This is a genomic window from Cypionkella sp. PAMC25878 (assembly GCF_058135695.1).
In genome coordinates this window covers 3,091,770-3,117,264 of record NZ_CM176871.1, presented here as the reverse complement: position 1 = coordinate 3,117,264, position 25,495 = coordinate 3,091,770, and the positions used below count along the sequence as shown (strand labels likewise).

The 25,495-nt window shown below is 58.7% G+C and carries 21 protein-coding genes, 1 tRNA gene, 5 pseudogenes and 1 other annotated feature; of the genes and pseudogenes, 12 read left to right on the top strand and 15 right to left on the bottom strand.

Features of this window, described 5'->3' with window-relative positions; genetic code table 11:
• Positions 1-2: 2 nt before the first annotated feature.
• A tRNA-Val gene (locus ACS5RD_RS15240) sits at positions 3-78 on the bottom strand.
• A gap of 353 nt (positions 79-431) precedes the next feature.
• On the opposite strand from ACS5RD_RS15240, the pseudogene ACS5RD_RS15235 reads away from it, so the two are divergent.
• A pseudogene (locus ACS5RD_RS15235) lies at positions 432-614 on the top strand (helix-turn-helix domain-containing protein); the annotation flags it as partial.
• A gap of 7 nt (positions 615-621) precedes the next feature.
• On the opposite strand, the gene ACS5RD_RS15230 reads toward ACS5RD_RS15235, so the two are convergent.
• A protein-coding gene (locus ACS5RD_RS15230) for an IS3 family transposase (RefSeq protein WP_489928112.1) occupies positions 622-1,856 on the bottom strand; the annotation gives its coding sequence in 2 pieces (ribosomal slippage) (positions 622-1,562 and positions 1,562-1,856; 1,236 coding nt in all).
• Positions 1,453-1,569, bottom strand: a sequence feature (AL1L pseudoknot). It overlaps the preceding gene by 117 nt.
• 54 nt (positions 1,857-1,910) lie before the next feature.
• Positions 1,911-2,212 (bottom strand): annotated as a pseudogene (locus ACS5RD_RS15225) (transposase); the annotation flags it as partial.
• 511 nt (positions 2,213-2,723) lie between these two features.
• On the opposite strand from ACS5RD_RS15225, the gene ACS5RD_RS15220 reads away from it, so the two are divergent.
• Positions 2,724-3,662, top strand: a complete 939-nt coding sequence (locus ACS5RD_RS15220) for an IS110 family transposase (protein ID WP_489927673.1) — start codon at positions 2,724-2,726, stop codon at positions 3,660-3,662.
• Positions 3,663-3,674: 12 nt separating this feature from the next.
• Here ACS5RD_RS15220 and ACS5RD_RS15215 read toward each other — a convergent pair.
• The 5 genes and pseudogenes from ACS5RD_RS15215 to ACS5RD_RS15195 form a co-directional block, all read right to left on the bottom strand.
• Positions 3,675-3,902 (bottom strand): annotated as a pseudogene (locus ACS5RD_RS15215) (transposase); the annotation flags it as partial.
• A gap of 146 nt (positions 3,903-4,048) precedes the next feature.
• Positions 4,049-4,174: pseudogene (locus ACS5RD_RS15210) on the bottom strand (transposase); the annotation flags it as partial.
• A 19-nt stretch (positions 4,175-4,193) separates the two neighbouring features.
• Positions 4,194-5,281 (bottom strand): IS3 family transposase gene (locus ACS5RD_RS15205; protein ID WP_489928006.1). Its coding sequence is split into 2 segments (ribosomal slippage): positions 4,194-5,026 and positions 5,026-5,281, totalling 1,089 coding nucleotides; the frame shifts between segments, so codons are not numbered across the junction.
• 62 nt (positions 5,282-5,343) lie between these two features.
• Positions 5,344-5,616 (bottom strand): annotated as a pseudogene (locus tag ACS5RD_RS15200) (transposase); the annotation flags it as partial.
• Between the two features lie 156 nt (positions 5,617-5,772).
• Positions 5,773-6,888 carry an AAA family ATPase gene (locus ACS5RD_RS15195; protein WP_489928111.1) on the bottom strand — a complete coding sequence of 372 codons (1,116 nt, stop codon included), beginning with the start codon at positions 6,886-6,888 and terminating at the stop codon, positions 5,773-5,775.
• Positions 6,889-7,008: 120 nt separating this feature from the next.
• Here ACS5RD_RS15195 and ACS5RD_RS15190 point away from each other — a divergent pair, with 120 nt between their 5' ends.
• On the top strand, positions 7,009-7,365 hold the full coding sequence (locus ACS5RD_RS15190) for a hypothetical protein (RefSeq protein WP_489928110.1): 357 nt from the start codon (positions 7,009-7,011) through the stop codon (positions 7,363-7,365).
• Positions 7,366-7,462: 97 nt separating this feature from the next.
• On the opposite strand, the gene ACS5RD_RS15185 is transcribed toward ACS5RD_RS15190, so the two are convergent.
• The 3 genes from ACS5RD_RS15185 to ACS5RD_RS15175 form a co-directional block, all read right to left on the bottom strand.
• Entirely contained in the window at positions 7,463-11,158 is a 3,696-nt protein-coding gene (locus tag ACS5RD_RS15185; RefSeq protein ID WP_489928109.1) for a vitamin B12-dependent ribonucleotide reductase, read from the bottom strand.
• Between the two features lie 444 nt (positions 11,159-11,602).
• Complete coding sequence (locus ACS5RD_RS15180; RefSeq protein WP_489931385.1) at positions 11,603-11,998, bottom strand: EamA family transporter; 396 nt, start codon at positions 11,996-11,998, stop codon at positions 11,603-11,605.
• Positions 11,999-12,116: 118 nt separating this feature from the next.
• Positions 12,117-12,479 (bottom strand): EamA family transporter, encoded by a 363-nt coding sequence (locus ACS5RD_RS15175; protein WP_489928108.1) that lies wholly within the window; start codon positions 12,477-12,479, stop codon positions 12,117-12,119.
• 129 nt (positions 12,480-12,608) lie between these two features.
• Between ACS5RD_RS15175 and ACS5RD_RS15170 the strand changes: the two genes are divergently transcribed.
• From ACS5RD_RS15170 to eno, 3 genes are read left to right on the top strand one after another with little or no spacing between them, the layout of a single operon-like run.
• Positions 12,609-13,019 carry a Fur family transcriptional regulator gene (locus ACS5RD_RS15170; protein ID WP_304924772.1) on the top strand — a complete coding sequence of 137 codons (411 nt, stop codon included), beginning with the start codon at positions 12,609-12,611 and terminating at the stop codon, positions 13,017-13,019.
• Between the two features lie 3 nt (positions 13,020-13,022).
• Positions 13,023-13,916: a DMT family transporter gene (locus ACS5RD_RS15165; protein WP_489928107.1), complete on the top strand. Its 894-nt coding sequence runs from the start codon at positions 13,023-13,025 to the stop codon at positions 13,914-13,916.
• A gap of 43 nt (positions 13,917-13,959) precedes the next feature.
• On the top strand, positions 13,960-15,237 hold the full coding sequence (eno, locus tag ACS5RD_RS15160; RefSeq protein ID WP_054008641.1) for a phosphopyruvate hydratase: 1,278 nt from the start codon (positions 13,960-13,962) through the stop codon (positions 15,235-15,237).
• Positions 15,238-15,297: 60 nt separating this feature from the next.
• On the opposite strand, the gene ACS5RD_RS15155 is transcribed toward eno, so the two are convergent.
• Positions 15,298-16,368, bottom strand: a complete 1,071-nt coding sequence (locus ACS5RD_RS15155; RefSeq protein ID WP_489928106.1) for an NAD(P)/FAD-dependent oxidoreductase — start codon at positions 16,366-16,368, stop codon at positions 15,298-15,300.
• Between ACS5RD_RS15155 and ACS5RD_RS15150 the strand changes: the two genes are divergently transcribed.
• Together ACS5RD_RS15150 and rarD are read left to right on the top strand one after the other, a co-directional pair.
• On the top strand, positions 16,367-17,344 hold the full coding sequence (locus ACS5RD_RS15150) for a fatty acid desaturase (protein ID WP_489928105.1): 978 nt from the start codon (positions 16,367-16,369) through the stop codon (positions 17,342-17,344). The genes ACS5RD_RS15155 and ACS5RD_RS15150 overlap by 2 nt on opposite strands.
• A 51-nt stretch (positions 17,345-17,395) precedes the next feature.
• Positions 17,396-18,301, top strand: a complete 906-nt coding sequence (gene rarD, locus ACS5RD_RS15145) for an EamA family transporter RarD (RefSeq protein ID WP_054008639.1) — start codon at positions 17,396-17,398, stop codon at positions 18,299-18,301.
• 88 nt (positions 18,302-18,389) lie between these two features.
• Here the strand turns inward: rarD and ACS5RD_RS15140 are convergent, their stop codons facing one another.
• Entirely contained in the window at positions 18,390-19,484 is a 1,095-nt protein-coding gene (locus ACS5RD_RS15140; protein ID WP_489928104.1) for an anhydro-N-acetylmuramic acid kinase, read from the bottom strand.
• A gap of 57 nt (positions 19,485-19,541) precedes the next feature.
• Between ACS5RD_RS15140 and tyrS the strand changes: the two genes are divergently transcribed.
• Entirely contained in the window at positions 19,542-20,792 is a 1,251-nt protein-coding gene (gene tyrS / locus ACS5RD_RS15135) for a tyrosine--tRNA ligase (protein ID WP_489928103.1), read from the top strand.
• A gap of 88 nt (positions 20,793-20,880) precedes the next feature.
• Here tyrS and ACS5RD_RS15130 read toward each other — a convergent pair whose 3' ends face one another.
• Complete coding sequence (locus tag ACS5RD_RS15130; RefSeq protein ID WP_054008636.1) at positions 20,881-21,432, bottom strand: peptidylprolyl isomerase; 552 nt, start codon at positions 21,430-21,432, stop codon at positions 20,881-20,883.
• Positions 21,422-21,931, bottom strand: a complete 510-nt coding sequence (locus tag ACS5RD_RS15125) for a peptidylprolyl isomerase (RefSeq protein WP_054008635.1) — start codon at positions 21,929-21,931, stop codon at positions 21,422-21,424. The genes ACS5RD_RS15130 and ACS5RD_RS15125 overlap by 11 nt, the downstream gene beginning before the upstream one ends.
• A 123-nt stretch (positions 21,932-22,054) precedes the next feature.
• On the opposite strand from ACS5RD_RS15125, the gene ACS5RD_RS15120 reads away from it, so the two are divergent.
• The 3 genes from ACS5RD_RS15120 (at position 22,055) to ACS5RD_RS15110 (ending at position 25,350) form a co-directional block, all read left to right on the top strand.
• Positions 22,055-23,242, top strand: coding sequence for a phosphoglycerate kinase (locus ACS5RD_RS15120; protein WP_489928102.1), 1,188 nt, complete (start codon positions 22,055-22,057; stop codon positions 23,240-23,242).
• Positions 23,243-23,556: 314 nt separating this feature from the next.
• Positions 23,557-24,339, top strand: coding sequence for an SDR family NAD(P)-dependent oxidoreductase (locus tag ACS5RD_RS15115; protein WP_489928101.1), 783 nt, complete (start codon positions 23,557-23,559; stop codon positions 24,337-24,339).
• A gap of 81 nt (positions 24,340-24,420) precedes the next feature.
• A complete protein-coding gene (locus ACS5RD_RS15110; protein ID WP_489928100.1) occupies positions 24,421-25,350 on the top strand; it encodes a class I fructose-bisphosphate aldolase in 930 nt (309 codons plus the stop codon).
• The last annotated feature ends 145 nt before the right edge of the window (positions 25,351-25,495 follow it).

Genomic DNA, 25,495 nt, shown 5'->3' with positions numbered 1-25,495 from the left:
AATGGTGGGTCGTGACGGGCTCGAACCGCCGACATTCTCGGTGTAAACGAGACGCTCTACCAACTGAGCTAACAACCCACGCCGCCGCTATAGCCAATGCCCCGCAGCAGCACAAGCCCCCAATCTGGCCCCGTACCACTACAAAAACGCGACCCGAAGGCCGCGTTTTCTATACAATGGCGGGAGATAAGGGATTTGTACCTTGCCCATTGTTAGGGTCTGTTGCCGTTCAGTTCAATCGAATGTCAGTCGCAACGCGGGCGACGAACGCGCCATAGCTTGTATCTGTTTTGTAGCGGCACATGGCGATCCAGCTGTATTCCCAGCTCTTTTGGAAGAGATTCTCGATCCGATGTCGCCATTGGAGTGCCCCCACTGAAGTGGTCCACCAACTGGGATATGATGATCCCATTTTTTTGGAGGATCAGAGGATGGCTGGAAAGCGAGAGAAGCCGAAAGATATTGTGCTGAAGCTGCGGCAGGTAGAGGTGCTGCAGGGTCAGGGCAAGTCGGTGCAGGAGGCGGTTCGTCAGATTGGCGTGACGGTGCAGACCTATTATCGATGGCGCAAAGAGTATGAACTGAACCGCCCCGGGTTTGCCGGAGACCAATTAGTCCGTATTACGCGACCATATCGAGTGTGTTCAGATTTGCATAGAAGGCCTCCTCTGCCTCAGCCGGTGGTATATTTCCGATGGGTTCAAGCAGGCGGCGGTTGTTGAACCAATCGACCCATTTGAGGGTTTCCAGTTCGACCTCGTCCATGGTTTTCCATGAACTACGCCGCCGGATGACCTCGGTTTTGTAGAGGCCGTTTATGGTTTCGGCCAAAGCATTGTCATAGGCGTCGCCGACGCTGCCAACGGATGGTTCGATGCCCGCTTTTCCCAAACGCTCGGTGTATCGGATCGAGACGTATTGGCTTCCCCTGTCGCTGTGGTGGATCAGCCCGCCCCGATGAGCCGGACGGCGGGCATAAAGTGCTTGCTCAAGTGCATCAAGAACGAAGTCGGTCTTGGCAGACCGCGACGCCTTCCAGCCAACAATGCGGTTGGCGAAGGTGTCGATCACGAAGGCGACGTAAACAAATCCCTGCCATGTCGAGACATAGGTGAAGTCGCTGACCCATAGCATATTTGGTGCTAGCGCTCGGAACACGCGGTTCACCTTGTCACGCGGGCATGGAACTGACGTGTCTGGGATCGTTGTTTTCATAGCCTTTCCGCGAACAACGCCCCGCAATCCCATGCTGGTCATAAGGCGTGCCACGGTGCAACGCGCGGCACCTTCACCTTCACGGCACAACTGTCGCCAGGTTTTGCGAACCCCATAGACCTGCCAGTTATCATTCCAGACTTTCGTTATTTTGGGTCGCAAGACCAAATCCCTCTGCTTTCGTGCGGAAGCTTTGGCCGGATCGGCACGCACAGCGAGACAGGCATAGTAAGTAGATGGGGCAATCGGCAGCACCCTGCAGATCGACTCGACCCCATGCACCACGCGATGATCATCAATAAAGCCGATCATGGCTTGAACGGGCGGTCGAGTTCCGCCTGAGCAAAATAAGCAGACGCCTTGCGCAGGATCTCGTTTGCCTGCCGAAGCTGGCGCACCTCACGTTCAAGTTCCTTGATCCGGTCACGCTCAGCACTGGTGGCACCATCGCGTGCCCCACTGTCACGTTCTGCCTGCCGAACCCAGACCCTCAAGGTCTCCGGGATACAGCCGATTTTGGGCGCAATCGCAGACACTGCCGCAGATTGCGTTTCATAGGAGCCTTGATGCTCCAGCACCATGCGAACGGCCCGTGCCCGCATCTCAGGTGAATAGCGATTTGATGTCTTACTCTTTTCCATAGCCCTCATCCTTAGTCAGGTTGAAGGTCTCCGGCAAACCCGGGGCGGTTCATACATCCCGCGAACCCGTTCGCGCATCCGGTCAGGCTTCAGAGCTTTCGCCGGATAACGTCCTGCAGCATCTCGCGGTCCAGCGTCAGGTCTGCCACGATCTTCTTCAACCGGCTGTTCTCGTCTTCGAGCTGCTTCAACCGCTTCATTTCGGTCGCCAGCAGCCCGGCATACTTCTTCTTCCAATTGAAATAGGTCGCCTGGCTGATCCCAGCCTTGCGGCAAATCTCGGCAACTGGCGTGCCTTCCTCGCCCTGCTTGATGATGAACGCCTTCTGCGCGTCCGTGAACTTCGAGGCCTTCATCCGATTCCGCTCCGCTCCCAGCCAGAAAAGCGTAGCGGAAAACTCCAGATTCAAACGGCCCAGAATCTGGGGATCAGATCAATAGGCCACCAAAAAGGGCAGACGCATGATCTTCAACAGATCTGAAGTTTTTCCAGTTTTCGACAGGATTGCGTCTAATTTATCGTCTCTCAGATGCCTCGGCTCGCACTGTTGAATGATGAGGTCTCGCTTGTCTTATCCTGAATCCAGCTCTTGTGCGATACTGGAGCCGTTGCCCGGCACGGCATTTATGCCGGGCAACGACGGGGGTCGGATCGTTTCCCGCTTGTCTTATCCTGAATCCAGCTCTTGTGCGATACTGGAGCCGTTGCCCGGCACGGCATTTATGCCGGGCAACGACGGGGGTCGGATCGTTTCCCGCTTGGTCGTGCTGGACCGTGGAGGAGTATGGTCGCCTTCGTCTTTTCTCTTGACCTGAACGGATACTGGGGCCTTGGGCCCGTATGACAAGACAAGGTAGAAAAGACACATGGATGATATCATCGGAATTGATGTTTCCAAAGACACGCTTGACGTCCATCGGCTTGCAGATGGATCAAACCGCCAGTTTCCAAATGGGACAGTTGGCCATAGCAAATTGCTCAAATGGCTTGAGACGCTGCCATCATTGCCCTTGGTAATATATGAAGCGACGGGTGCATATCATCGACAGCTTGAACGGCGACTTGGGGCAAAGGCTTTGTCCTTTGTAAAAGTGAACCCAAAGCAGGCACGCCGGTTTGCCCAAGCCAGCGGCAAGTTGGCAAAGACGGACCGCGTTGACAGCGAAATGCTGGCAAGGATGGGCGTGGCGTTACAGTTGACGCCAAAGACAATACAGGCGGAAAATCTGTATGATCTTAAAGAGTTACTGGCAGCGCGGCGGGCATTGATCAAGGATCGGACTGCCGCCAAGACGCGAAGAGCGACCAGCACCGTAGCGTTGATCAAGGTCCAACTCGACAGAAGGCTGCGCCAGATCGCAGACGACATCGGCAAGATCGATGCGCAAATGTTGGAAGTGGCCAGCAAAGATCAGAACATGGCAAAGCGGATGGAGCAATTGATCAGCATACCAGGGATCGGTATAAATACGGCGCTCATGATCTTAGTTGACATGCCCGAGATTGGCAGCCTGACCAACAAACAAGTCGGCAGCCTCGCGGGTCTTGCTCCGATGTCACAAAGCTCGGGGAAATGGCAGGGCAAGGCGCGGATTTTGGGCGGACGTCCCAACCTGCGCCATGCGATATTTATGCCCGCACTTGTCGCGATCAGGTTCAATTTGGATATGAAGCTGAAATACGCAGCCCTGATCGCTGCGGGGAAAGAAAAGAAGGTCGCGATCACAGCCGTCATGCGAAAGCTTCTTGTGTTAGCAAATGCTCTGCTGCGCGACGATAGAAAATGGGCCGCAAAACCGACTTGACCAAGACGGATACTCCTCCATAACACGAGCCAGATCACGCTTCAGCCGGCGGATCTCATCAGCCTGCGCATCGACCTCTTTGATCACCTTCGCTGGGCGTGAAAACTGCTTCTGCCAAGTGTAGATCGACTTGGTGCTAACCCCCAATCGCTCGGCCACCTCGCGCACTGGATAGCCCCGATCCTCGACCTGGGCCACCGCATCGCGCTTGAACTCGTCTGTGAATTTGCTTGCGGACATCTCGTCCTCCTTGCTTCCAAAATTACCAAGCAAGGCGTCTACAAATCTAGGGGCTATTCAGCGCCATGATCTTAGGCGGCAGCAGATTTATGCCTGGCGGCATGACCTTCGCAGTAACTGGCCGGTTACGGTTTGCCTGCAAACCGTGAGGGGATCAAGAGGCGCAGTGCGCCGGTGCTAGGGCGGTAGGGAATATGGACCGTCAGGGTCTTCTGACGGCGGGACAGGGTGCTGAAGTCCGGCACCTGCCAGGGTAATCCCCCCATTTTTAACGGGGTGCATCCGTAGAACTTACGCGGCCATTTTCAGTTTCTGGGCGGGTGTGATGCCGCCGATGCCCATGTTCGGGCGGTCGTTGTTGTATGTCCATAGCCATTGTGTGGCGTGATCCTGTGCCTCCTCGATGGTTTCGATGATGTATTGGTCGAGCCATTCATGCCGGACGGTGCGGTTGTATCGCTCGATGTAGGCGTTCTGCTGCGGCTGGCCGGGTTGGATGTGCTGGATCGTGATGCCCTGTCTCTCAGCCCAGATCAGCAGCTTGCCACTGATGTATTCCGGGCCGTTGTCGACCCTTATGGTGCCGGGTTTGCCGCGCCATTCGATGATCCGGTCCAGGCTCCGGATGACCCTTTCGGCGGGTAGCGAGAAGTCAACCTCGATACCCAGCCCCTCGCGGTTGAAGTCATCCAGCACGTTCAGCAGCCGAAACGCACGGCCATCACCGAGGCGATCTGCCATGAAGTCCATGGACCAGGTCATGTTGGGTGCCTCGGGCACAGCAAGCACATCAGGTTTGTCCCGCTTCAGCCGCTTGCGGGGCTTGATCCGCAGGTTCAGTTCCAAGGCGCAATAGATCCGATAGACGCGTTTGTGGTTCCACGGATGGCCCTTCACGTTGCGCAGATGCAGAAAGCACAGCCCAAAGCCCCAGGTCTTGCGGGCGTCGGTCAGACCCACCAGAAGGTCGGCGATCTCTTCGTTCTCGGCTTTTAACTTCGGGCCATAGCGATAGCAGGTCTCGCTGACCCCGAAGGCCCGGCAGGCCAGCGCAATGCTGACCTTGTGTCGCGCCACCGCTTTCTCGGCCATCTCGCGGCGTTGAGATGGCCGCGTCATTTTTTTCCGAGAGCCTCTTTCAGCAGGTCGGCTTGCATGCTCAGGTCCGCATACATCCGCTTCAGCCGGCGGTTCTCGTCCTCGATGGCCTTCATCTGGCTGATCAGCGACGCATCCATGCCGCCATACTTCGCCCGCCACTTGTAGAACGACGCATTGCTCATGCCATGCTCGCGGCACAGCTCTGCCACCGGCACACCGCCTTCGGCCTGACGCAGGATCGCAAGAATCTGCGCCTCAGTGTATCTGCTTGTCTTCATTCAGAATCTCCTCGTTCATCTTGGCGAGAAAATTCTACTTATGCAGCCCCTTACTTTCGGGGGGGATTACCCCAGTCCAGCCCGGTAAGATCAAGCAGGCTCGCAACCATTCCGGTCGTTTGCCGAAGCGGCAACCCGAAGAGCGCCTTCAGTGTCAGGCAGGTCTGGATCGCCGCGTCGGTGAACACGGGCTGACGACCGCGCCTGCCGGTCGGCGCGGCCAGCCAATGTGTCTCAGGGTCGAACCAGATTGCCAGAGATCCGCGCCTCGCCAGCGCAGCGTTGTAGTCATGCCAGTTCGAGGTGCGGTAGGTCGGGGGCTTCGGTCTGCTCATGCACCCTGACTAACAGACTGGATTCGCAAGGTGAATCCTTCACGGCATTTGCGCAGCAAAGCCGCTTGGATCCAGAAACGGCGAAACAGAAAGATTAGCTGAAACAACCACATAAGCTCTCGCTGCTTCATACTCGCATGCCCCTCGTCACATCCATCAATGCAACCGCGGCCGCCCCTCCATCACCTCCGCCTTCTCAATCATGCGGATCACACCCCGCAGGCTGATGTATTTCGAGCGCGCTAGGGGATGTGCCAGCGCAAGCACGATCGCTTCCGCTGAATCCTCCGACAGCCCACGCCGCGCCGTCTCCGCTCGGGCGAAACCGCACAGATCATGGAACCCGATGGGCGGTAGATCGACCACTGTGCAACGGTTCAGCAGCGGCATCGGCACCTTTTCGGCATCGTTGGCGGTCATCACCCAGCTGATGTGCAACATGTCGAACTTGACCCGGTAGAACGGGCATTCCCACGCCGTGTTGGTTGCGGGTGCCAGCAATGCCAGCATGGTGTTCGCCATCCCAAAGTTCTGCCCCTTCTCGGAGGTCTGCGCCTGCATCTTGCAGATCTCGTCGACGATCATGATCGGATTGGCGATCCCGGTTTGCAGGATGGTTTCCAGCGGCCGCCCAGGGGCCGCCGAGGACCAGCCGCGTTCCAGACCCGAGATCCGGAACCCCGCAGAACCAGACCCGACCTCCACGACGCAGTCAGGCACGGAGCATAGCTCTGCCAGCTTTCGCGCCCACACGCTCTTGCCAATGCCTGCCGGGCCGTTCAGCAGCATTGGCGGCAGGCGCAGGCCCGGATCGCCGCGCTGAACTGAGCGGCGGAGGGCGTGCCAAGCCGTTTCTGTCGCCAGTGCCATCCACGGCATCTCTGCATGCAGGGTGGCGGCCAGTTCGTCGGCCCAAGCCTCGTTGCCGGGCGGTGTCAGGATGGCGCCACCTTTCATGACCGACAGGCGCTTGACCTCATCTGCCTTCAGGTGAGCCAGACCGGACGCCGCCATGCGGCGCTGATAGACCAGCGCGGCCCGCCTGCGGATCATGCGATTTTCGGCCACAGAGATGTTCACGCCCCGCAGCAGGTCATCTCCGAAATTGTCGATTTCGAGTTTATCAATTTCGGGCCTGCAATCATCCGCAACCATAAGGGCGCGGGCCATTTTCCGTTTCCGATAGTTTTGCAGGAATTCACGTAGGCGATCTTCCAGCGCCGTCACATCCCCCTCGAAGAAGCGGGCGTCGATAAATTTGGTGTGGGTCATGGGTCGTCCTCAGTCCATAGCGATGGGACGGGACCGGAAAGCGGTTCTGCGGGATGGTTGGGTTCAGGATGCGCGACCGTTTCCGGCCCCGGCGAGCGGGGTCAGATGGAGGTCGCTCGTATGAGCCTTGAGGGCATGATCCTGTTCATGCCCTATGGATGCATCCGATTTTCGCAGAGGTCAAGCGGGACAAATCGGTGGTTTTTGGTGTCACCGCCCTCAGCATCGTGCTTTGGGGGATTTTTGGTGCCATCGGCTCCTAAATGGGCCGATGGACAAATTTACTCTGACCCGATGGACAAAAAACTGGCCAAAATGGACAAACTTTGCCTGTCAGATCACGAGACATCTCAGCAAGCATTTCTTCGGGATAGAAACTGGTCATCTTCATGCTTTCTGGCGGAGGTAATCGGTTTTTTAGGTGTCACCGCCGACAGCATCGAAATTTGGCGGATTTTTGGTGCCATCGGCCCTTAAATGGCCCGATGGACAAACTTACTCTGACACGATGGACAAAAAACTGGCCAAAATGGACAAACTTTGCCTGTCAGATCACGACAGGAAATACGCGAGATCAGCTACACCCACTCGTCCCACCGCAGGTGTTGCACTTCATGCAGGTGCCGTTGCGCACCAGCGTGTAGTTGCCGCATTCGCCGCAGGGGTCGCCCTCGTAGCCCTGCATTTTGGCTTTCACCCGCAGGTCCATCGTCACGGTGCCCGTCGCCAGCGCCGTGCCGCCACTGATAGTCCCCCCCATCGCGCGCGCGGTTTCTGGGATCAGCATGTTCAGCGCCGAGACCGGATCGGTGCCATTGGCCAAAGCTGTCGCCCCCATCCCGCCTTGCAGCATCACCAGTTCCGACGGCAGGCGCTTGCGCAGATAGCCGGTTGAGCTGATTTGCTTCAGCACCTCAAGCCCGCGGGTGGCGGCTTGGTCGGGGATTTCCGACAGATTGGGTTTGCCTTCCTCGACCCCGCGGCCGAGCTCATCGAACGAGGCACCCGTGGGTTTGACATGCGCGAGGTCAGTGCGATCAAGGTAAGAAATAGCCAGTTCGCGGAAGATATAGTCGAGGATCGATGTGGCGTTTTTCACGCTATCATTGCCTTGCACCATGCCCGCAGGTTCAAACCGGGTGAAGGTGAAGGCCTCGACATATTCTTCCAGCGGCACGCCATATTGCAGGCCGACCGAGATCGCGATGGCGAAGTTGTTCATCATGGCGCGGAAGCCCGCACCTTCCTTGTGCATGTCGATGAAAATCTCACCCAAGCGGCCGTCGCCATATTCGCCGGTGCGCAGATAGACCTTATGGCCGCCGACGATGGCTTTCTGGGTGTAGCCTTTGCGGCGTTCCGGCAGCTTTTCGCGGTTGGTGCGGATGATTTCCTTGTAGATGATCTTTTCGACGATTTTCTCGGCCAGAACGGCGGCTTTTTCTTGATTCGAGCCAGAAGTCAGGATTTCTTCGGCTTCCTCGTCATCCTCCACCAAGGCCGAGGCCAAGGGCTGCGAGAGTTTTGATCCGTCGCGATAGAGTGCGTTGGCTTTGATGCCCAAGGACCACGACAATTCATAGGCCGCCAAAGTCTCGGCAATCGTCGCCGAATTCGGCATGTTGATGGTCTTGGAAATCGCGCCCGAGATGAACGACTGGGCGGCGGCCATCATGTAGATATGGCTGTCGACCGAGAGATAGCGCTTGCCGGTTTTGCCGCAGGGGTTGGCGCAATCGAACACCGAGTAATGCGCGGGCTTCAGAAACGGCGCGCCTTCCAGCGTCATCGTGCCGCAGACATGATCGTTGGCGGCGTCAATTTGCGATTTGGTAAAGCCAAGGTGGCGCAGTAGATCAAAGCTGGGATCAGACAGCTTTTCCGCCGGGATGCCGAGGGTTTTCTTGCAGAAATCCTCGCCAATCGTCCATTGGTTGAACACGAAGCGGATATCGAAGGCCGAGGGCAAAGCCGCCTCAATCTTCTCCAATTCGCGCGCGCCAAAGCCGTGGCCGACAAGCGCGGTGGTGTTGATGCCGGGGCAGTTGCCGATCGAGCCGTGACCGACGGCATAAGCCACGATTTCAGCGGCTTGGCTCGTGGTATAGCCAAGTTTCTCCAAGGCGGCAGGCACCGATTGGTTGATGATCTTGAAATAGCCACCGCCCGCGAGTTTCTTGAATTTCACCAGCGCGAAATCCGGCTCGATGCCGGTGGTGTCGCAATCCATCACCAGACCGATGGTGCCGGTGGGCGCGATCACGGTGGTTTGGGCATTGCGGAAGCCGTGGGCTTGACCAAGCGTCAGCGCTTCGTCCCAAGCCGATTTTGCCAGTGTCACAAGCGTTTGATCGGGGCAGTTGGCGGCATCCAATGCGACTGGATTGACGTTGACGGCCTCATAACCCGAGGTCTTGCCATAAGCCGCCGCACGGTGGTTGCGGATGACGCGCAGCATGTGCTGGGCGTTGCGGGCATAGCCACTGAAAGCGCCGAGTTCGGAAGCCATTTCGGCGGAAGTTGCATAGCTGACACCGGTCATCAGCGCGGTCAGCGCACCGCAGAAGGCGCGGCCTTCGGTGGAATCGTAGCCCAGTCCCATGTTCATCAGCAGGCCGCCGATATTGGCATAGCCCAGACCCAACGTGCGGAAATCATAGGACAGTTGCGCGATTTCCTTCGACGGGAATTGCGCCATCATCACAGAAATTTCCAGCGTAACTGTCCAGAGGCGGGTGGCGTGGATATAGGCGTCAGAGTCAAATTTGCCGTCCTTGAAGAAGGTCAGCAGGTTCATCGAGGCAAGGTTACAGGCGGTGTCGTCGAGGAACATATATTCCGAGCACGGGTTAGAGCCGCGAATGGCACCATCTTCTGGACAGGTGTGCCAAGCGTTGACGGTGTCATGAAACTGGATGCCCGGATCGGCGCAGGCCCAGGCGGCATGGCCAACCTGATCCCAAAGATCGCGGGCTTTCAGGGTTTTCGCGGTCTTGCCATCGGTGCGCCGGATCAGCGCCCAATCGGCATCGTCCTTCACAGCGGTCAGGAAGGCATCGGTGACGCGCACCGAGTTGTTAGAGTTTTGGCCGGAAACAGTGATGTAGGCTTCGGAATCCCAATCGACATCATAGGTGGGGAATTCGATGCTGGTGAAGCCTTGGCGCGCATATTGCAGGATGCGGTTGGTGTAAGTATCCGGGATCATCGCCTTTTTGGCCGAGCGGATTGCGGCTTTCAGGGCTGGGTTCTTTGCCGGGTCCACCGAGTCATCGCTTGATCCATCCCACTGGCGGATTGCGGTAAAAATTTCGTTTAGCTTCAGCTCATGGGCTTTGGAACCCGCGACCAGCGAGGCAACCTTTTGTTCCTCAATGACTTTCCAGTTCACGAAGGCTTCGACATCGGGGTGATCCATATCGCAGATCACCATTTTGGCCGCCCTGCGCGTGGTGCCGCCGGATTTGATCGCCCCAGCCGCACGGTCGCCGATTTTCAGGAACCCCATCAGGCCCGAGGATTTGCCGCCGCCCGACAGCTTTTCACCCTCACCGCGTAGCGAGGAAAAGTTGGTGCCAGTGCCAGAGCCATATTTGAACAGCCGCGCCTCACGCACCCACAGATCCATGATGCCGCCGTCGCCGACCAGATCATCCTTCACCGATTGGATGAAGCAGGCGTGCGGCTGCGGATGCTCATAGGCGCTACTAGATTTAGTCAGCACGCCGGTCATATGATCAACATAGTAGTGACCTTGGCTTGGCCCATCAATGCCGTAGGCCCAGTGCAGCCCGGTGTTGAACCATTGCGGAGAATTCGGCGCTGCCATCTGACGGGCCAGCATGAAGCGCATCTCGTCATAATAGGCTTTGGCATCGGCCTCGGTGGTGAAATAGCCACCCTTCCAGCCCCAATAGACCCAAGCCCCGGCCAGACGGTCAAACACCTGCTTGGCAGAGGTTTCGCCGACCAGACGCTCCTCCACTGGCAGCAATGCCAGAGCATCCTCGTCGGGCACCGAACGCCAGAGGAATTTCGGAATATCCTTTTCACCCATACGCTTTAGTCGTGCCGGAATGCCCGCTTTGCGGAAGTATTTTTGCGCCAGAACATCGGAAGCCACTTGGCTCCAGCCCTGCGGAACCTCAACGGCTTCATTGCGAAACACAACGGTGCCATCGGGATTTCGGATTTCCGATACCGTGGTCGAAAACGCCATCGCGCCATAGGCACCGGTTGCTTCGGTGGTAAACTTCCGCTCGATTTTCATCTGCCTGTCCCATGTTTTCGCGCGGTGTCTGCTGCACCGCGTCTGTGTCCCAAAATCCCTGCGCCCCGCCGTCCCATGCTTGCCGCACCACCTAATTCGGGCGCGATGGCCCCGTTGAGGGACACAAACATAGGGTTGGGCATTCCGCTGGGCGCACTACATCTTGTGGCTGCGGGTGGCGCGTCGTCAAACTGTCGCAATTCTGGCGCCGCATCAACGAATTTTTTACACTTATACACTAGATTTTGTGCTTGACCTGCGGCGTATATCTAGCCCTGCCATCACCCCGATGTGAGCCTTTTTGCCGCTCTGTCCGCAAAATCGCGTTTAATGTGGCGTCGTAACTGCCGCAAAAACCCTAGTATCACGGCATGCTTGCATGGTTTGGCTCAGATGCCGTGGCAGGACGCTGATTCCTCCACAGGCTGTGGATAAAGCCGCGCACTACCTCCGGTTGATCAGTGCGATTCCCGCCGCGACGAATCCAGCGGCCATGATGAGGCCAAAACACAACGCTTCGTCGAAAATAAAATAGCCCAGAACGATGGCGAACAGCGGGGTCAGAAACGAAAAACTGGCGACGGTCGAGGCCGGATAGACCGACAGCAACCACAACCAAGTGATGAACACCCCGGCAACAATCACCCCCGCCTGAAACACCAGCCAGACCCAGTGAATGGGCTCTACATCCCGGATCAGCGGGCCGAAGAACGGGGCCGCTGCCAGTAAAATTGGTGCTGAAATCAGTACCATCCAGAACAGTTGTGCTTCTGGGCCGGCGTCACGCAGCCGGGTTTTGCGCGCCAGAAACGCGGTGCCGGCCCAGCCCCAAGCGCCCACCAAAGCAAAGATATCGCCCGCAATGCTGGCATGACCCGACGGGCTTTTCGACAGAATCGCCCAAGCCGTGCCGATGAAAGCCAGCCCCAGCCCGATTCCACGCTGCCGGGTGATGCGCTCATTCGGCAGCCAGAAATAGCGCGGCCACGGCCAGCCAAAGCGGCATCGAATAAAAGATCACCGAGGCACGTCCCACGGCGGTCAGGTCAAGCGCCATGAAAAGGCACAGAAACTCGGCGGCGAATACCGCGCCAATCGCCAGCCCCGGGCCAAGATCGGTCAGCCGAATCCGGCTCCAAAGCCCGCGATACTTCAGCCAGGCAAAGACGAACACGATCGCCAGAGCCGAGCGCGCGCCCGCGAAAAACACCGGCTGCAGGCCGCGGTTGACCTCTTTCACCACGATCTGGTTGACCGCCAACAGGAACGTCACCGCGATCAGCGCCGCCAACCCCACCCCATCCAGCCGCTCTTTGCGCATCTTGCCCTCATTTTCGCGCCAACCTCTGGGGGCGGCAGGGTGAAGTCAAGCCGTGCAAAATCGCTGGCAGCACCGCGCGGTTTCCCTTACACGCGCCATAACAAACCGGGCAATGTAGGGGGCCTTGTCATGTCGGATCTGATCGCGCGCGGCGTCGCCAAGGGCTTACGGATGACCGATCAGCGCCGCGTGGTCGCTAGGGTGATCGCGGCGGCCGAGGATCACCCGGATGTTGAGGAACTTTATGCGCGGTCTGCACAGGTTGACCCGAAGATTTCCCTCGCCACCGTGTACCGAACGGTGAAGCTGTTTGAGGAATGTGGCCTGCTGGAGCGGCTAGAGTTTGGCGATGGCCGCGCCCGCTATGAAGATGCAGAGCGCGATCACCATGATCATCTTATTGACGTGAACACCGGGCAAGTCATTGAATTTGTGGACCCCGAGATTGAGGCCCTGCAAGAGCGCATCGCGGCGCGGTTGGGCTATCGGTTGATCGGGCACCGGCTGGAACTGCTCGGCGTTCCGGTCAAGAAGGGATAGAGTTTGGCCTCGGATAACCTACGCGGCATCCTGTTGATGGTGGTGTCGATGGCCCTGTTTGGGCTGGAGGATATGTTCCTGAAATGGGCCGCCGCCAGCCTGCCGGTGGGTGAGATTGTGTTTGTCTCTGGCGTATTTGGCGTCGTGGTGTTCGTGCTGATGGCGTGGCAGCAGCGGCAAAAGGTATTCACCAAGCAGGCTCTGCACCCATGGGTTTTGGCGCGCGGGCTTGGTGAAATGGTTGGCACTTTCGCCTATATCACCGCACTTGCCACCGTGCCTTTGTCGACGGTTTCCGCCGTGTTGCAGGCGATGCCCTTGGCGGTGACGATGGCGGCTGCGCTTTTTATGCAAGAACAGGTCGGCTGGCGGCGGTGGTCGGCGATTGCGGTGGGCTTTGCCGGGGTTCTGCTGGTGATCCGTCCGGGACTGGACGGATTTCGCCCGGAAGCGCTCTGGGTGCTGATCACCGTGGCGGGGCTGACCCTGCGTGACTTGGCCGCGCGCAAGATCCCACCGGAAAGCTCGACCGCGCAAGTCTCGGCTTGGGGGCTGATCGCGGTCACGCTGCTCGGCGCGCTGATGATGGCGGGATCAGGTGAAGTTGCTGTGCCAACCCTCTGGGAAACCTATGCTTTAATCGGGGCACTGGTGTTTGGCACGGGCGGATATTGGGCGATTATTGGTGCGACGCGGACGGGCGAGGTGTCGGTGGTGGCTCCCTTCCGCTATGTCCGGCTGGTGTTTGCGGTGTTGATCGGGACGTTTGTGTTCCACGAATGGCCCGATGTCATAACCCTGTGCGGCTCGGGGCTTATCGTCGCCTCGGGGCTTTATTCCTTTGCGCGTGAACGCGCCCGCAAACACGCGCTTTCCTTGAACGCACCCTTGGGCTAAGACGCCCAAGAGAGCACCATTTCCGCCCATTTGGAGGCCTGACATGAGCACGATCATTGATATCCATGCCCGCGAGATTCTCGACAGCCGCGGCAATCCCACCGTTGAAGTTGATGTGCTGCTGGAAAGCGGCGCGCAGGGACGTGCTGCGGTGCCCTCGGGTGCCTCAACTGGCGCGCATGAGGCGAATGAGCGCCGCGATGGCGATAAATCGCGCTATATGGGCAAGGGCGTGTTGGAGGCTGTGGCCGCCGTCAACGGCGAGTTGGCCGAAGAAATCGTAGGCTTTGACGCAACCGAACAAGTCGGCATCGACCGCACCATGATCGAATTGGACGGCACGCCAAACAAATCGCGTCTGGGCGCGAATGCCATTCTGGGCGTGTCTTTGGCCGTGGCGAAAGCTGCGGCAGAGTTCACCGGGCAGCCGCTCTTCCGCTATGTCGGCGGCACCTCGGCCCGGATGTTGCCAGTGCCGATGATGAACATCATCAACGGCGGCGAACATGCGGATAACCCGATTGATATCCAAGAATTTATGATCATGCCGGTGGGCGCGGAAAACATCCGTGAGGCCATTCGGATGGGTTCGGAAGTGTTCCACACCCTGAAGAAAGAGCTGTCGGCGGCGGGACATAACACCAATGTCGGCGATGAGGGTGGCTTTGCGCCGAACCTGAACTCTGCCCGCGATGCGCTTGATTTCATTCTGAAGTCGATTGAGAAGGCGGGCTATCGCCCCGGCGAAGATATGTTCCTCGCTTTGGATTGCGCAGCCACCGAATACTTTAAGGGCGGCAAGTATGAGATGAAGGGCGAGGGGAAATCCTTGTCTATTGAGGAGAACGTTGATTTCCTCGCAGGTCTGGCTGCTGACTACCCGATCATCTCGATTGAAGATGGCTGTTCCGAAGACGATTGGGCAGGCTGGAAGCTTTTGACCGACAAACTGGGCGGCAAAATCCAACTGGTCGGCGACGACCTGTTCGTGACCAATCCGCGTCGTTTGGCCGAGGGCATCAAGGCCGGTTGCGCCAATTCGATGCTGGTGAAGGTCAACCAGATCGGCACCCTGACCGAGACATTGCAGGCCGTGGATATGGCGCACCGCGCGCGTTATACCAATGTGATGTCGCATCGTTCGGGCGAAACCGAAGACAGCACGATTGCTGACTTGGCGGTTGCGACCAACTGCGGTCAGATCAAAACCGGCTCGCTGTCGCGCTCGGACCGGTTGGCGAAATACAACCAGTTGATCCGCATTGAGGAAATGCTGGGTGAGACGGCAGAATATGCTGGTCGGTCTATCCTGCGCGGCTAAGGGTTTCTGATAGCGATTTTTAAGCCACGCAGAGCTCCGCTTTGCGTGGCTTTTTCGTGGTTAAAGTGGCTTCAGCAAGCGGCTGGGGCGGAAATCGGCCAGTAAGGGGTGGTCGCCCTGCCCCATGATTTCAGCCGCCAAAGCCTCTCCAGCCAAAGCGGAAAGGGTTATCCCTGAGTGCATCACGGCGAGGCTAAGCCCCGGTTGCACAGTGCCGATCAGCGGCAGGCCATCCGCGGGGACCGGGCGATAGCCAAGGGCGAAGCGGTCCAGTGTCAGATCGGGCGCGTTGAAGCGGGCGCGCAGGCGGCGCAGCGTGGCTTCGGCCATCGCGGCGGGGTCAGCAATGGAGTCTGACGCATCCGCTTGGTGGTTGACGATGCCGGGGGCAAGGATGGCGCCGCTGGTATCTTGGCGTATTTCCTGATCGGGGGTGACGAGGATATGATTAACGCGCCAGCCGACAGGTTTGGTGTAAACCATGATGCCGGGGCGGGTGAGCATTGGCAGATCAAGCCCGAGTGGGGTGAGCAGTGCGGGCGCGGCAATGCCGGCGGCCAGCACTGTATGATCGGCGGTGAACGGACCAATCGCCGTGCGCGCGCCTTTGATCTGACCGCCGTTTTCAATCAGCGATTTGGCGGCGATACCGCTTAGCACTTTAGCCCCCGAGGCTGCGAGCAAGGCGCGGGTCAGGGCTGCGGGATCGACGGCACCTTCGGTTGCGATATGCAGGGCTTGGGCTGGGGGATTGGCCAAGTGGGGCTCCAGCTTAGCGATTTCGGCGCGGGCGATGGGCTTGGTGGGATAGCCAAGGGCGGCGAGGTCTGTGGCTTTTTGCTCAAAGCCGGCGCCCTCAGCCTCGAACCAAAGCGTGCCTTGCCAGTTTGGCGCAGTATCGGGCAGCAGCGCGGCGAGACGGTGGTGGGCGGTCATAGCCTCAACCCGCAGGTGGTGATGGGCGGGGGACTCGTAGAAGCTGGCATTGATCCAGCCGAAGCTGCGGCCAGAGGCGGCGCTAGCGGGGGATGTGGCCTCTAACACCGTCACCGTGGCGCCTTGGCGCGACAGGCGAAAAGCAAGGCTGGCACCGATGATACCTGCGCCGATGATCAGGACGGATTGCGGCATGGGAACTCCCTTTTTCATGCAAGGTGGCATGGGGGTTCAGGGTTGGAAAGGGGGGCTTGTGTGGGGTCATCGGCTGCGGCAGATTGCGGTGATGGATCACAAAAGCTTTGTTGCAAACCTTGCGCCAGACCTGCGGGCGCGGCTGATTGCGCGGTCGGATCGGGTGGGGCTTTGGCATCTGGCGGGGCATCTGGGGGCTATCCTTGCCGTGGGTGCGATGATTGGTTTCGGCGTTCCGGGATGGTGGATTTTGTTGCCAGTGCAGGGTGTGCTGCTCGTCTTCCTGTTCACGCTGGAGCATGAGGCAACGCATAAGACCCCGTTTGCCTCCGAGCGGCTGAATGAGTCGGTGGGGCGCCTGTGCGGCTTTGCGCTGTTGCTGCCGTTTCAATGGTTTCGCTACTTTCATCTGGCGCATCACCGCTGGACCAATCTGGGGGGCAAAGACCCGGAGTTGGCTTCGGAAAAACCAAACGGGATCAGGGCCTGGGTCTGGCATGTCTCGGGCTTGCCCTATTGGATTTCTGAGGTGCGGCTGATCATTGATCTGGCGCGGGGTCGGGCAGAGGGGGAGTATCTGCCCGCCAGCGCCCTGCCCCGGATTGTGGCCGAGGCGCGCTGGATGCTGGCGGGCTACGCGCTGGTTTTGGCCAGCTTGCTGATCAGCCCGCTGCTGTTCTGGGTCTGGCTGCTGCCGGTGCTGCTGGGCCAACCCGCCCTTCGGCTGTATCTGCTGGCCGAGCATGGCGACTGCCCGCAAGTGGTGAACATGTTTGAGAACACCCGCACCACCTTTACGACTGCGCTGATGCGGTTTCTGGCGTGGAACATGCCGTATCATGTCGAACACCACGTCTATCCGGCTGTGCCGTTTCATCAATTGCCCGCGTTGCATCGGTTGATGAAGGATGAGTTGCGCGAGACGGCGGAGGGCTATGCGGCGTTCACCAAGGGGTATCTGGCGCGGCGAATGTAATGATTACAAGTTAGGCGTGGCGTGGGGGCCTTCGCGCGGATAGCTAGAGGCATGGAAAAATTGCCCCCAAAGAATGAAGACTCGTTGCGCGGCTTTGGTTTCGCGCTGACTGCCTATCTATTGTGGGGTTTTTTGCCGATCTTCATGAAGGCGGTAGCGCATATTTCGCCTGCGGAAGTGATCGCGCATCGGGTGATCTGGTCGATCCCGATTGCAGGGGCGGTATTGTGGGCGACGGGGCGGACGGCGGATCTGTGGGTGGCCATGCGCACGCCGAGGATGCTGCTTATGGGCTTCGCGACGGCGGCGCTGATCTCGGTCAACTGGGGGATTTATGTCTGGTCGATTGGAGCGGGGCACGCGCTGGATGCGGCTTTGGGCTATTACATCAATCCGCTGTTTTCGGTGTTTCTGGGAGCGATGCTGCTGGGCGAGCGGTTGAGCGTGGCGCAGAAGTGGGCGATTGCGCTGGCGGCTTTGGCGGTGTTGGTGCTGACGGTTGAGGCGGGCAAGTTGCCGCTGGTGGCTTTGGGGTTGACGGTGACTTGGGGGATATATGCGTATCTGAAGAAGTCGCTGCCGATTGGGCCGAACCAAGGGTTTTTCCTTGAGGTGCTGATCCTGCTGCCGTTTGCGCTGGCCTATGTGATTTGGGCACAGGTCACGGGGCGCAGTCATTTCATGGCTGGAGTGACTGCGGATACCGTGCTGCTGCTGTCTTGCGGTTTGGTGACGGCGGTGCCGCTGATGGTCTATGCCAATGGCGCGAAACTGCTGCGGCTCTCCACCATTGGCATCATGCAGTATATCGCGCCGACGATGATTTTCCTCACGGCAGTGTTTGTCTTTGGTGAACCGTTTGGTCGCGGCAAGATGATTGCGTTTCCGATGATTTGGGTGGCGTTGGTGATTTATACGGTGTCGATGGTGCGGCAGGCGCGGGCTGTGGGGAAGTAGCCGTCAGCGCTGCGAGGTCGCAAGCTGCGGATGCCTCCGGCGGGAGTATTTTAAAAAGAGCAACGAAATTTCAGCTAAGTTTTATGGATTAGGGGCGGCTGATTTGGCCACCGCCGACGGCTGCGGGCACGCCTGTGGTGCTGGGGGCGGATGTGGGCAGGCCGTAGGCGACGCGAGCGGCGAGATAGGCGAAGGCTTGTGCTTCCAACATATCGCCATTTAGGCCTGCGGTTTCAATGGGTTCGACGGTGCAGTTCATACGTTGGGTAAGCTGGGCCACCATGGTGGCGTTGTGGCGGCCTCCTCCGGCGACGAGTAGGCGGGTGATGGGTTGGGGGAAATGTTCGGCGGCTTTGGCGACCGAGGCGGCAGCGATGGCGGCCAGGGTGGCGGCGGCATCGGCGTTGGAGAGTTTATGGGTCTTCTTGAAGAACTTTTGGAAGTCATTGCGGTCTAACGACTTCGGCGGAATTTTGTGAAAATAGGCTTGGCCGAGGAAGGCTTGTACCAGTTTTTCATCGACGCGACCCGTTCCGGCCAATGCGCCACCTGCATCTTGGGTCAGGCCCAAGCGAATTTGCATCAGATCATTCACGGGCGCGTTGGCGGGGCCGGTATCAAACGCCAAGAGGGCACCGGAGGAATCGGGACTGGGCTGGCTTGGGTCGATCCATGTGATGTTGCCGACGCCACCGAGGTTGAGGATGGCGAGGGGGTCGGTTGCCTTGATCCATTTGGCACAGGCAAAGTGAAAGAACGGGGCCAAGGGCGCGCCCTGGCCGCCCATTTGCACGTCGCTGGAGCGGAAATCCCAGACCACGGGCAGGTTTAGGGTCTGGGCCAATAGCTGACCGTTGCCTGCCTGATGGGTGCGGGCATGGGCCGGGTCATGCGCAAGGGTTTGGCCGTGAAAGCCGATCATCTCGGCGCCGGAAAAGCGGGCGAGGATTTCGGCATGGGCAGTTTCGACGACTTCGGCAGCCGCGGCCACATCTGCATCGCCGGGCCATTGGCCGAAGGCTTTGCGGATGGTGGCTTGCTCAGCGGCGGTATAGGGGCGGTAGGCATCGGGGCCGAACTCGAAGATCGCATGGCCATCGGTGCGCAGCATGGCGGCATCAACGCCATCCAGCGAAGTGCCCGACATTGTGCCTAAAACCCAAATCGCACCTTGTTTCGCCATCTTCCCCTTGGCCCCCTCGCCCGCTATACCACCCGGACCTTAAAGCATGAGTGTGCCATGACCTACCATCCAAAATCTGATTTCATGCGTGTGATGATGACCCGCGGCTTTCTTGCCGATTGCACGGACTATCAGGCGCTTGACGAGGCTTTGGCCAAGGGCGTGGTGCCGGGCTATATCGGTTTTGATGCCACGGCAAAGTCGCTGCATGTCGGATCGCTGATCCAGATCATGATGCTGCGCTGGTTGCAGAAGTGCGGTGGCAAGCCGATTGTGCTGATGGGCGGCGGGACGACCAAGGTGGGCGATCCTAGTTTCCGCGCCGATGAGCGGCCTTTGCTGACGAACGCGCAGATTGATGATAATATCGCCGGGATCAAGCGGGCGTTTTCGCCCTATGTGACGTTTGGCGATGGCGCGACCGATGCGGTGATGGTCAACAATGCCGAATGGCTGGATGATCTGAACTACCTTGGCTTTCTGCGCGATATTGGCAAGCATTTCAGCGTCAACCGTATGCTGTCGTTTGAGAGCGTGAAATCGCGGTTGGATCGGGAGCAGAGTTTGAGCTTCCTTGAGTTCAACTATATGATTTTACAGGCTTATGACTTTCTGGAGCTGAACCGCCGCTATGGCTGTCTGGTGCAGATGGGTGGCAGCGATCAGTGGGGCAATATCGTCAACGGCGTCGATCTGACCCGCCGGGTGATTGACCATGAAGTCTATGGTTTGACCTCACCGCTGCTGACCACCAGCGACGGCAAAAAGATGGGAAAATCGCAATCGGGGGCGGTTTGGCTGAATGCCGACATGTATTCGCCCTACGAGTTCTGGCAGTTCTGGCGCAACACCACCGATGCCGATGTCGGAAAGTTCCTGAAGCTGTATACCGAATTGTCGCTGGAGGAATGTGAACGCTTGGGCGCATTGCAAGGCTCAGCGATCAATGATGCCAAGATCGTGCTGGCCAATGCGGTGACTACCCTCCTGCACGGGGCTGAGGCAGCTCTGGCTGCGGAGGCGACGGCCCGCGAGGTGTTTGAGAAGGGTGGCGTGGGGGATGATTTGCCAACTCTTCGGGTGTTGGCGTCGGAAATGGCCGAGGGTCTGGGCATTGTGCAACTGTTCGTGCGCGCAGGGTTGGCGGCCACGGGTAAGGATGCCAAGCGGCTGATTCAAGAAGGCGGCGCGCGGATGAATGACGAAGTGGTGACCGATGCGGGCCTGCGCGTGGGGGCTGGGATGCTGGTGGAACCGTTAAAGCTGACGGCGGGCAAGAAGCGTCATGCTTTGGTGATTTTGGACTAAGGCTTTCATGTAGAATATGAAAAAGGGGGCCGTTCCGGCCCCCTTTTTTGTTTGTGAATAAATGTTCCATCAATATGAATGGATGTTCTTATTCCTGAACGGTGACTTTCGTCATTACGTCAGGGCTGGCTGGTGGCTCGCCGCGTTGGATGGCGTCGACCACGTCCATGCCTTTGATTACCTTGCCAACTACGGTGTATTGGCCGTTGAGGAAATCACCCGGCGCGAACATGATGAAGAATTGGCTGTTGGCGCTGTCAGGATCGGCCGAGCGGGCCATCCCAACAGTGCCACGCTCAAACGGCACAGCCGAGAATTCCGCCGGAATGTTCGGCATATCAGAGCCGCCCATGCCTGCTTGGCCAGTCTCGCCGCCAGCTTTGCCGTATTGCACATCACCCGTTTGCGCCATGAAGCCGTCAATGACGCGGTGGAACACCACGCCGTCGTAAGCGCCTTTTTGCGCCAAAGCGACGATTTGGGCGACATGTTTCGGTGCGTCTTTGGTGTCGAGATCAATCACGATCTCGCCCTTGGCCGCACCGGAAACCTCAATCACCAAGTTTGGGCCGGGGCCGTCCCCTTCGGCAAAAGCGGGGGCAGCGGTCAGCAGCAGGGCTGCAAGGATGTTACGCAACATCGGCAGCCACCCGCACGGTGATCATGCGATCGGGATTTGCTGGCGGCTCGCCCTTGGTGATTTTATCGACATGCTCCATGCCTTTGATCACGCGGCCATAGACCGTGTATTGGCGGTTCAGGAAGTGGTTGTCGGAAAAGTTGATGAAAAACTGGCTGTTGGCCGAGTTTGGGCTGGACGAACGCGCCGCACCAATGGTGCCACGGTCATGTGGGATGCCGGAAAACTCTGCTGGCAGATCGGGATGCTCGGACCCGCCCGTGCCTGCGCGGCGCAGGTTGAAGTCGCTTTCCATGTTGCCATTGGCGACATCGCCGGTCTGCGCCATGAAACCGTCGATCACGCGGTGAAAGCACACATTGTCGTATGCCTTTGCCCGTGCAAGGGTTTTCATCCGCTCGACATGTTTCGGTGCGATCTCTGGCAACATCTCCAGCACAACCTCGCCGTCCTTGAGGGTGATGATGATGGTGTTCTCTGGGTCTTTGATCTCGGCCATGGGGCAAATCCTTATTTTGATCTGGGGCGGAAAGTAACCATCCAAGGCCAGAAGGGAAAGGGCTATAGGTTGACGAATGCGCCAGATCGGCGGAAACAGTTGCAAACAGTTATGGAGGCATCAATGGCCTGGAAGACGATCGACGATATGGGCCTTGCCGGCAAGACCGTGCTGACCCGTGTGGATATCAACGTGCCGATGGAAAATGGCGTGGTAACCGATGCGACGCGGATCGAGAAAATCGTGCCCACGGTTGAGGATCTGATCGCGCGCGGAGCCAAGGTGGTGCTGCTGGCGCATTTTGATCGGCCCAAGGGCAAGATTGTACCGGAGATGAGCCTTATCCGTGTGAAGCCCGCGTTGGAGGCTGCTTTGGGGCGCAAGGTTGTGTTCGGTGCGGATTGTGTCGGCGATGTCGCCAAAGCTGCGATTTCTGAGGCCGCGCAGGGCGATGTGGTGTTGCTGGAAAACACCCGGTTTCATGCTGGCGAGGAAAAGAATGACCCTAAATTGGCGGCAGAGATGGCGGCATTGGGCGATGTGTTCGTGAATGACGCTTTTTCGGCGGCGCACCGGGCGCATGCCTCAACCGCTGGAATCGCGGCACTGCTGCCCTCGGCGGCGGGACGGTTGATGGAAGCCGAGTTGAAAGCGCTGGAGGCCGCGTTGGGCGATCCGGTGCGGCCAGTGGTGGCTGTGGTGGGTGGCGCGAAGGTTTCCACCAAGCTGGAACTGCTGGGCAATCTGGTCGGCAAGGTTGATCATCTGGTGATCGGCGGCGGGATGGCGAATACGTTCCTCGTGGCCCAAGGCATCGAGGTTGGCAAGAGCTTGGCCGAGCGGGATATGGCGGCTACTGCCCTGGAGATCGTTGAGAAGGCCAAGGCTTCGGGCTGTGTGATCCATCTGCCGGTGGATGTGGTGGTGGCTTGGGAGTTTAAGGCGGGGGCTGCGAATGAGACGGTCGGCGTCAAGGATTGCCCCAGTGATGCGATGATTTTGGATGCGGGGCCGAAGACTGTGGCGGCGCTGACCAAGGTTTTTGAGGGCTGCAAGACGCTGATCTGGAACGGGCCGCTGGGCGCGTTTGAGATTGAGCCGTTCAATGCGGCCACCAATGCGGCGGCGCGGGCTGCGGCAAGGTTGACGAAGGCGGGCAAGCTGGTTTCGGTCGCGGGTGGGGGCGATACGGTGGCGGCTTTGAATCAGGCTGGGGCTGCGCAGGATTTCACCTTTATTTCCACCGCTGGCGGGGCATTTTTGGAATGGATGGAGGGGAAGACTTTGCCGGGCGTTGCTGCCTTGGGGTGAGGTGTCCACGCGTGGACAGAGCCTTGGTTTATGACAAATCAAGGGCTTACAAGATCGCGGTAAGGATCTGTTAACCTTATGACGCGCTGGGATGGCGGTTTCGCCCCCGGCGCGTTTGCATATTCGGCGCAGGCTGAGGGCTAGGCGTTTGGACTGTCTGCCGTTTTCACACTGCAGAGGCTGCACCCGTGGGGGGTGGTTATCGCTGGGCGGCCTTATCCGTCTTGGACGCGAAAGCCCCGGTGCAGTGTGTATTTTGCTGGCGTCGGGAGCTGTGGCTTTGCATGATCGTGGCGTAGAGTGGGGAGTGTGGCATGGCGATCTGGGCTTTGGTGACCGGGGCTTCCGAGGGGCTGGGGCGGGAGTTTGCCAATTTGGCCGCCAAGGACGGCTTTGATGTCATCTTGACGGCGCGCTCGGTGGATAAGCTTCAGGCCCATGCGACCAGTCTGCGGCGGGCTTATAATGTGGCGGTCGAGGTTATCCCTGCCGATTTGACCGATCCGGTGGCTGTCGAACGCCTCTGGGATGATGCATGTGACGGACGGCAGATTGGTGTGTTGGTCAATAATGCGGGCCTCGGGCACAATGGGGATTTGACGGATGCCGAGGGGTGGGCTCGGGAAGCCGACAGCATTGCGGTGAATATCATTGCAGCGACGATCCTGTTGAAGCGGGCGGCGGCGCATATGAAAGCGCAAGGGTCTGGACGCATTATCAATGTTGCCTCGACCGCAGGGTTCATGCCGGGACCGCATATGGCGGTGTATCATGCCACCAAAGCTTATCTACTGAGCCTGTCCGAAGCCACGTCCGAGGAATTGCGCTGTTCTGGCGTAACGGTGACGGCAGTTTGTCCGGGGCCAACGGCGACACAGTTCTTTGCCTCGGCTGAGATCGAGAAGAAGCTGGTGATCTCACGCATGCCGCTGCCTTCGGCTGAAAGTGTCGCGCAGGCGGGCTGGGCTGCCATGAATAAAGGTCGGCGGGTGAAGGTGGTAGGCGGTATGAACAAGGTGTTTGCGTTCGCCCCCCGCATTGCGCCGCGCCGGATGGTCGCTTTTGTGGCAGGGATCTTCCTGAAAAAGCGCTGGTAAAGCATTGTTAGCGCAACCAATATTGCGCGACGCCCAGAAGCTTTCTACCACCAAACTGACCTTTCCCGGATGGAGCATAAGATGCGCGCGACCAAAGCAGTTCAGAAAATCCTTGCCAATTATGAAGGCGAAACCCCCGGCGTGAAGGCCAATCTGTGCCGGATGCTGATGGAGGGTAAACTCGGCGGCACTGGCAAGATGATCATTCTGCCGGTGGATCAGGGCTTTGAGCATGGGCCAGCGCGGAATTTCGCGGTCAACCCGGCGGGCTATGACCCGCATTACCATTACCAACTGGCGATTGACGCCGGGCTGAACGCCTTTGCCTCGCCGTTGGGGATGCTGGAGGCTGGCGCGGATACCTTTGCCGGACAAATCCCGACGATTCTGAAAGTGAACTCTGCCAACTCGCTGATGTCTGACACTGCGGGGAAGAATCAGGCGGTGACGGCGAGCGTGGATGACGCTTTGCGGCTGGGTTGTGCGGCGATTGGCTTCACGATCTATCCCGGCTCGGACATGCAGTTGGAGATGTATGAAGAAATCGTCGCCATGCGGCGCGAGGCTGCGGCCAAGGGCGTGGCGACGGTGATCTGGTCTTACCCGCGTGGCGAGGCGATCACCAAGGATGGCGAAACCGCGATTGACGTGGCGGCCTATGCGGCGCAGATCGCGGCTTTGCTCGGCGCGCATATCATCAAGATCAAGCTTTCTACCGACCATCTGATGCTGCCAGAGGCGAAGAAGGTCTATGAGAAAGAGCAGATTGATATCGCGACCCAAGCGGCACGGGTGAAGCATTGCATGGATGCAAGCTTTGCGGGTCGTCGGATTGTGGTGTTCTCGGGTGGGGCGGCCAAAGGCGCGGATGCGGTTTATGACGATGCACGCGCCATTCGCGATGGTGGTGGCAATGGGTCGATCATTGGGCGCAACAGCTTCCAGCGGAAGCGCGAGGATGCCTTGGCGATGCTGAGCAAGCTGGTTGATATTTATAAGGGCAAAGCCTGAGTCCTCGTCTGATCGGGTTTGAAGGGCGCGTCGGATAGGTTCCGGCGCGCCCTTTGGCTTTTTCTGCCAAGCCGCATTTTCTTGTTTCCCAAGGGTTTGGCTTTGTGGCATCATCGCCGCAACCACCCCCGCAGATGAGGGGTGG

Coding starts and splice junctions, on each gene's coding strand:
- ACS5RD_RS15130 (WP_054008636.1), bottom strand. CDS start 21,432: ATGTTGCGTAACATCCTTGCAGCCCTGCTGCTGACCGCTGCCCCCGCT.
- tyrS (WP_489928103.1), top strand. CDS start 19,542: ATGACCTACCATCCAAAATCTGATTTCATGCGTGTGATGATGACCCGC.
- ACS5RD_RS15195 (WP_489928111.1), bottom strand. CDS start 6,888: ATGACCCACACCAAATTTATCGACGCCCGCTTCTTCGAGGGGGATGTG.
- ACS5RD_RS15175 (WP_489928108.1), bottom strand. CDS start 12,479: ATGCGCAAAGAGCGGCTGGATGGGGTGGGGTTGGCGGCGCTGATCGCG.
- ACS5RD_RS15190 (WP_489928110.1), top strand. CDS start 7,009: ATGAGCCTTGAGGGCATGATCCTGTTCATGCCCTATGGATGCATCCGA.
- ACS5RD_RS15150 (WP_489928105.1), top strand. CDS start 16,367: ATGGGAACTCCCTTTTTCATGCAAGGTGGCATGGGGGTTCAGGGTTGG.
- ACS5RD_RS15170 (WP_304924772.1), top strand. CDS start 12,609: ATGTCGGATCTGATCGCGCGCGGCGTCGCCAAGGGCTTACGGATGACC.
- rarD (WP_054008639.1), top strand. CDS start 17,396: ATGGAAAAATTGCCCCCAAAGAATGAAGACTCGTTGCGCGGCTTTGGT.
- ACS5RD_RS15220 (WP_489927673.1), top strand. CDS start 2,724: ATGGATGATATCATCGGAATTGATGTTTCCAAAGACACGCTTGACGTC.
- ACS5RD_RS15120 (WP_489928102.1), top strand. CDS start 22,055: ATGGCCTGGAAGACGATCGACGATATGGGCCTTGCCGGCAAGACCGTG.
- ACS5RD_RS15110 (WP_489928100.1), top strand. CDS start 24,421: ATGCGCGCGACCAAAGCAGTTCAGAAAATCCTTGCCAATTATGAAGGC.
- ACS5RD_RS15115 (WP_489928101.1), top strand. CDS start 23,557: ATGGCGATCTGGGCTTTGGTGACCGGGGCTTCCGAGGGGCTGGGGCGG.
- ACS5RD_RS15155 (WP_489928106.1), bottom strand. CDS start 16,368: ATGCCGCAATCCGTCCTGATCATCGGCGCAGGTATCATCGGTGCCAGC.
- ACS5RD_RS15185 (WP_489928109.1), bottom strand. CDS start 11,158: ATGAAAATCGAGCGGAAGTTTACCACCGAAGCAACCGGTGCCTATGGC.
- eno (WP_054008641.1), top strand. CDS start 13,960: ATGAGCACGATCATTGATATCCATGCCCGCGAGATTCTCGACAGCCGC.
- ACS5RD_RS15125 (WP_054008635.1), bottom strand. CDS start 21,931: ATGGCCGAGATCAAAGACCCAGAGAACACCATCATCATCACCCTCAAG.
- ACS5RD_RS15140 (WP_489928104.1), bottom strand. CDS start 19,484: ATGGCGAAACAAGGTGCGATTTGGGTTTTAGGCACAATGTCGGGCACT.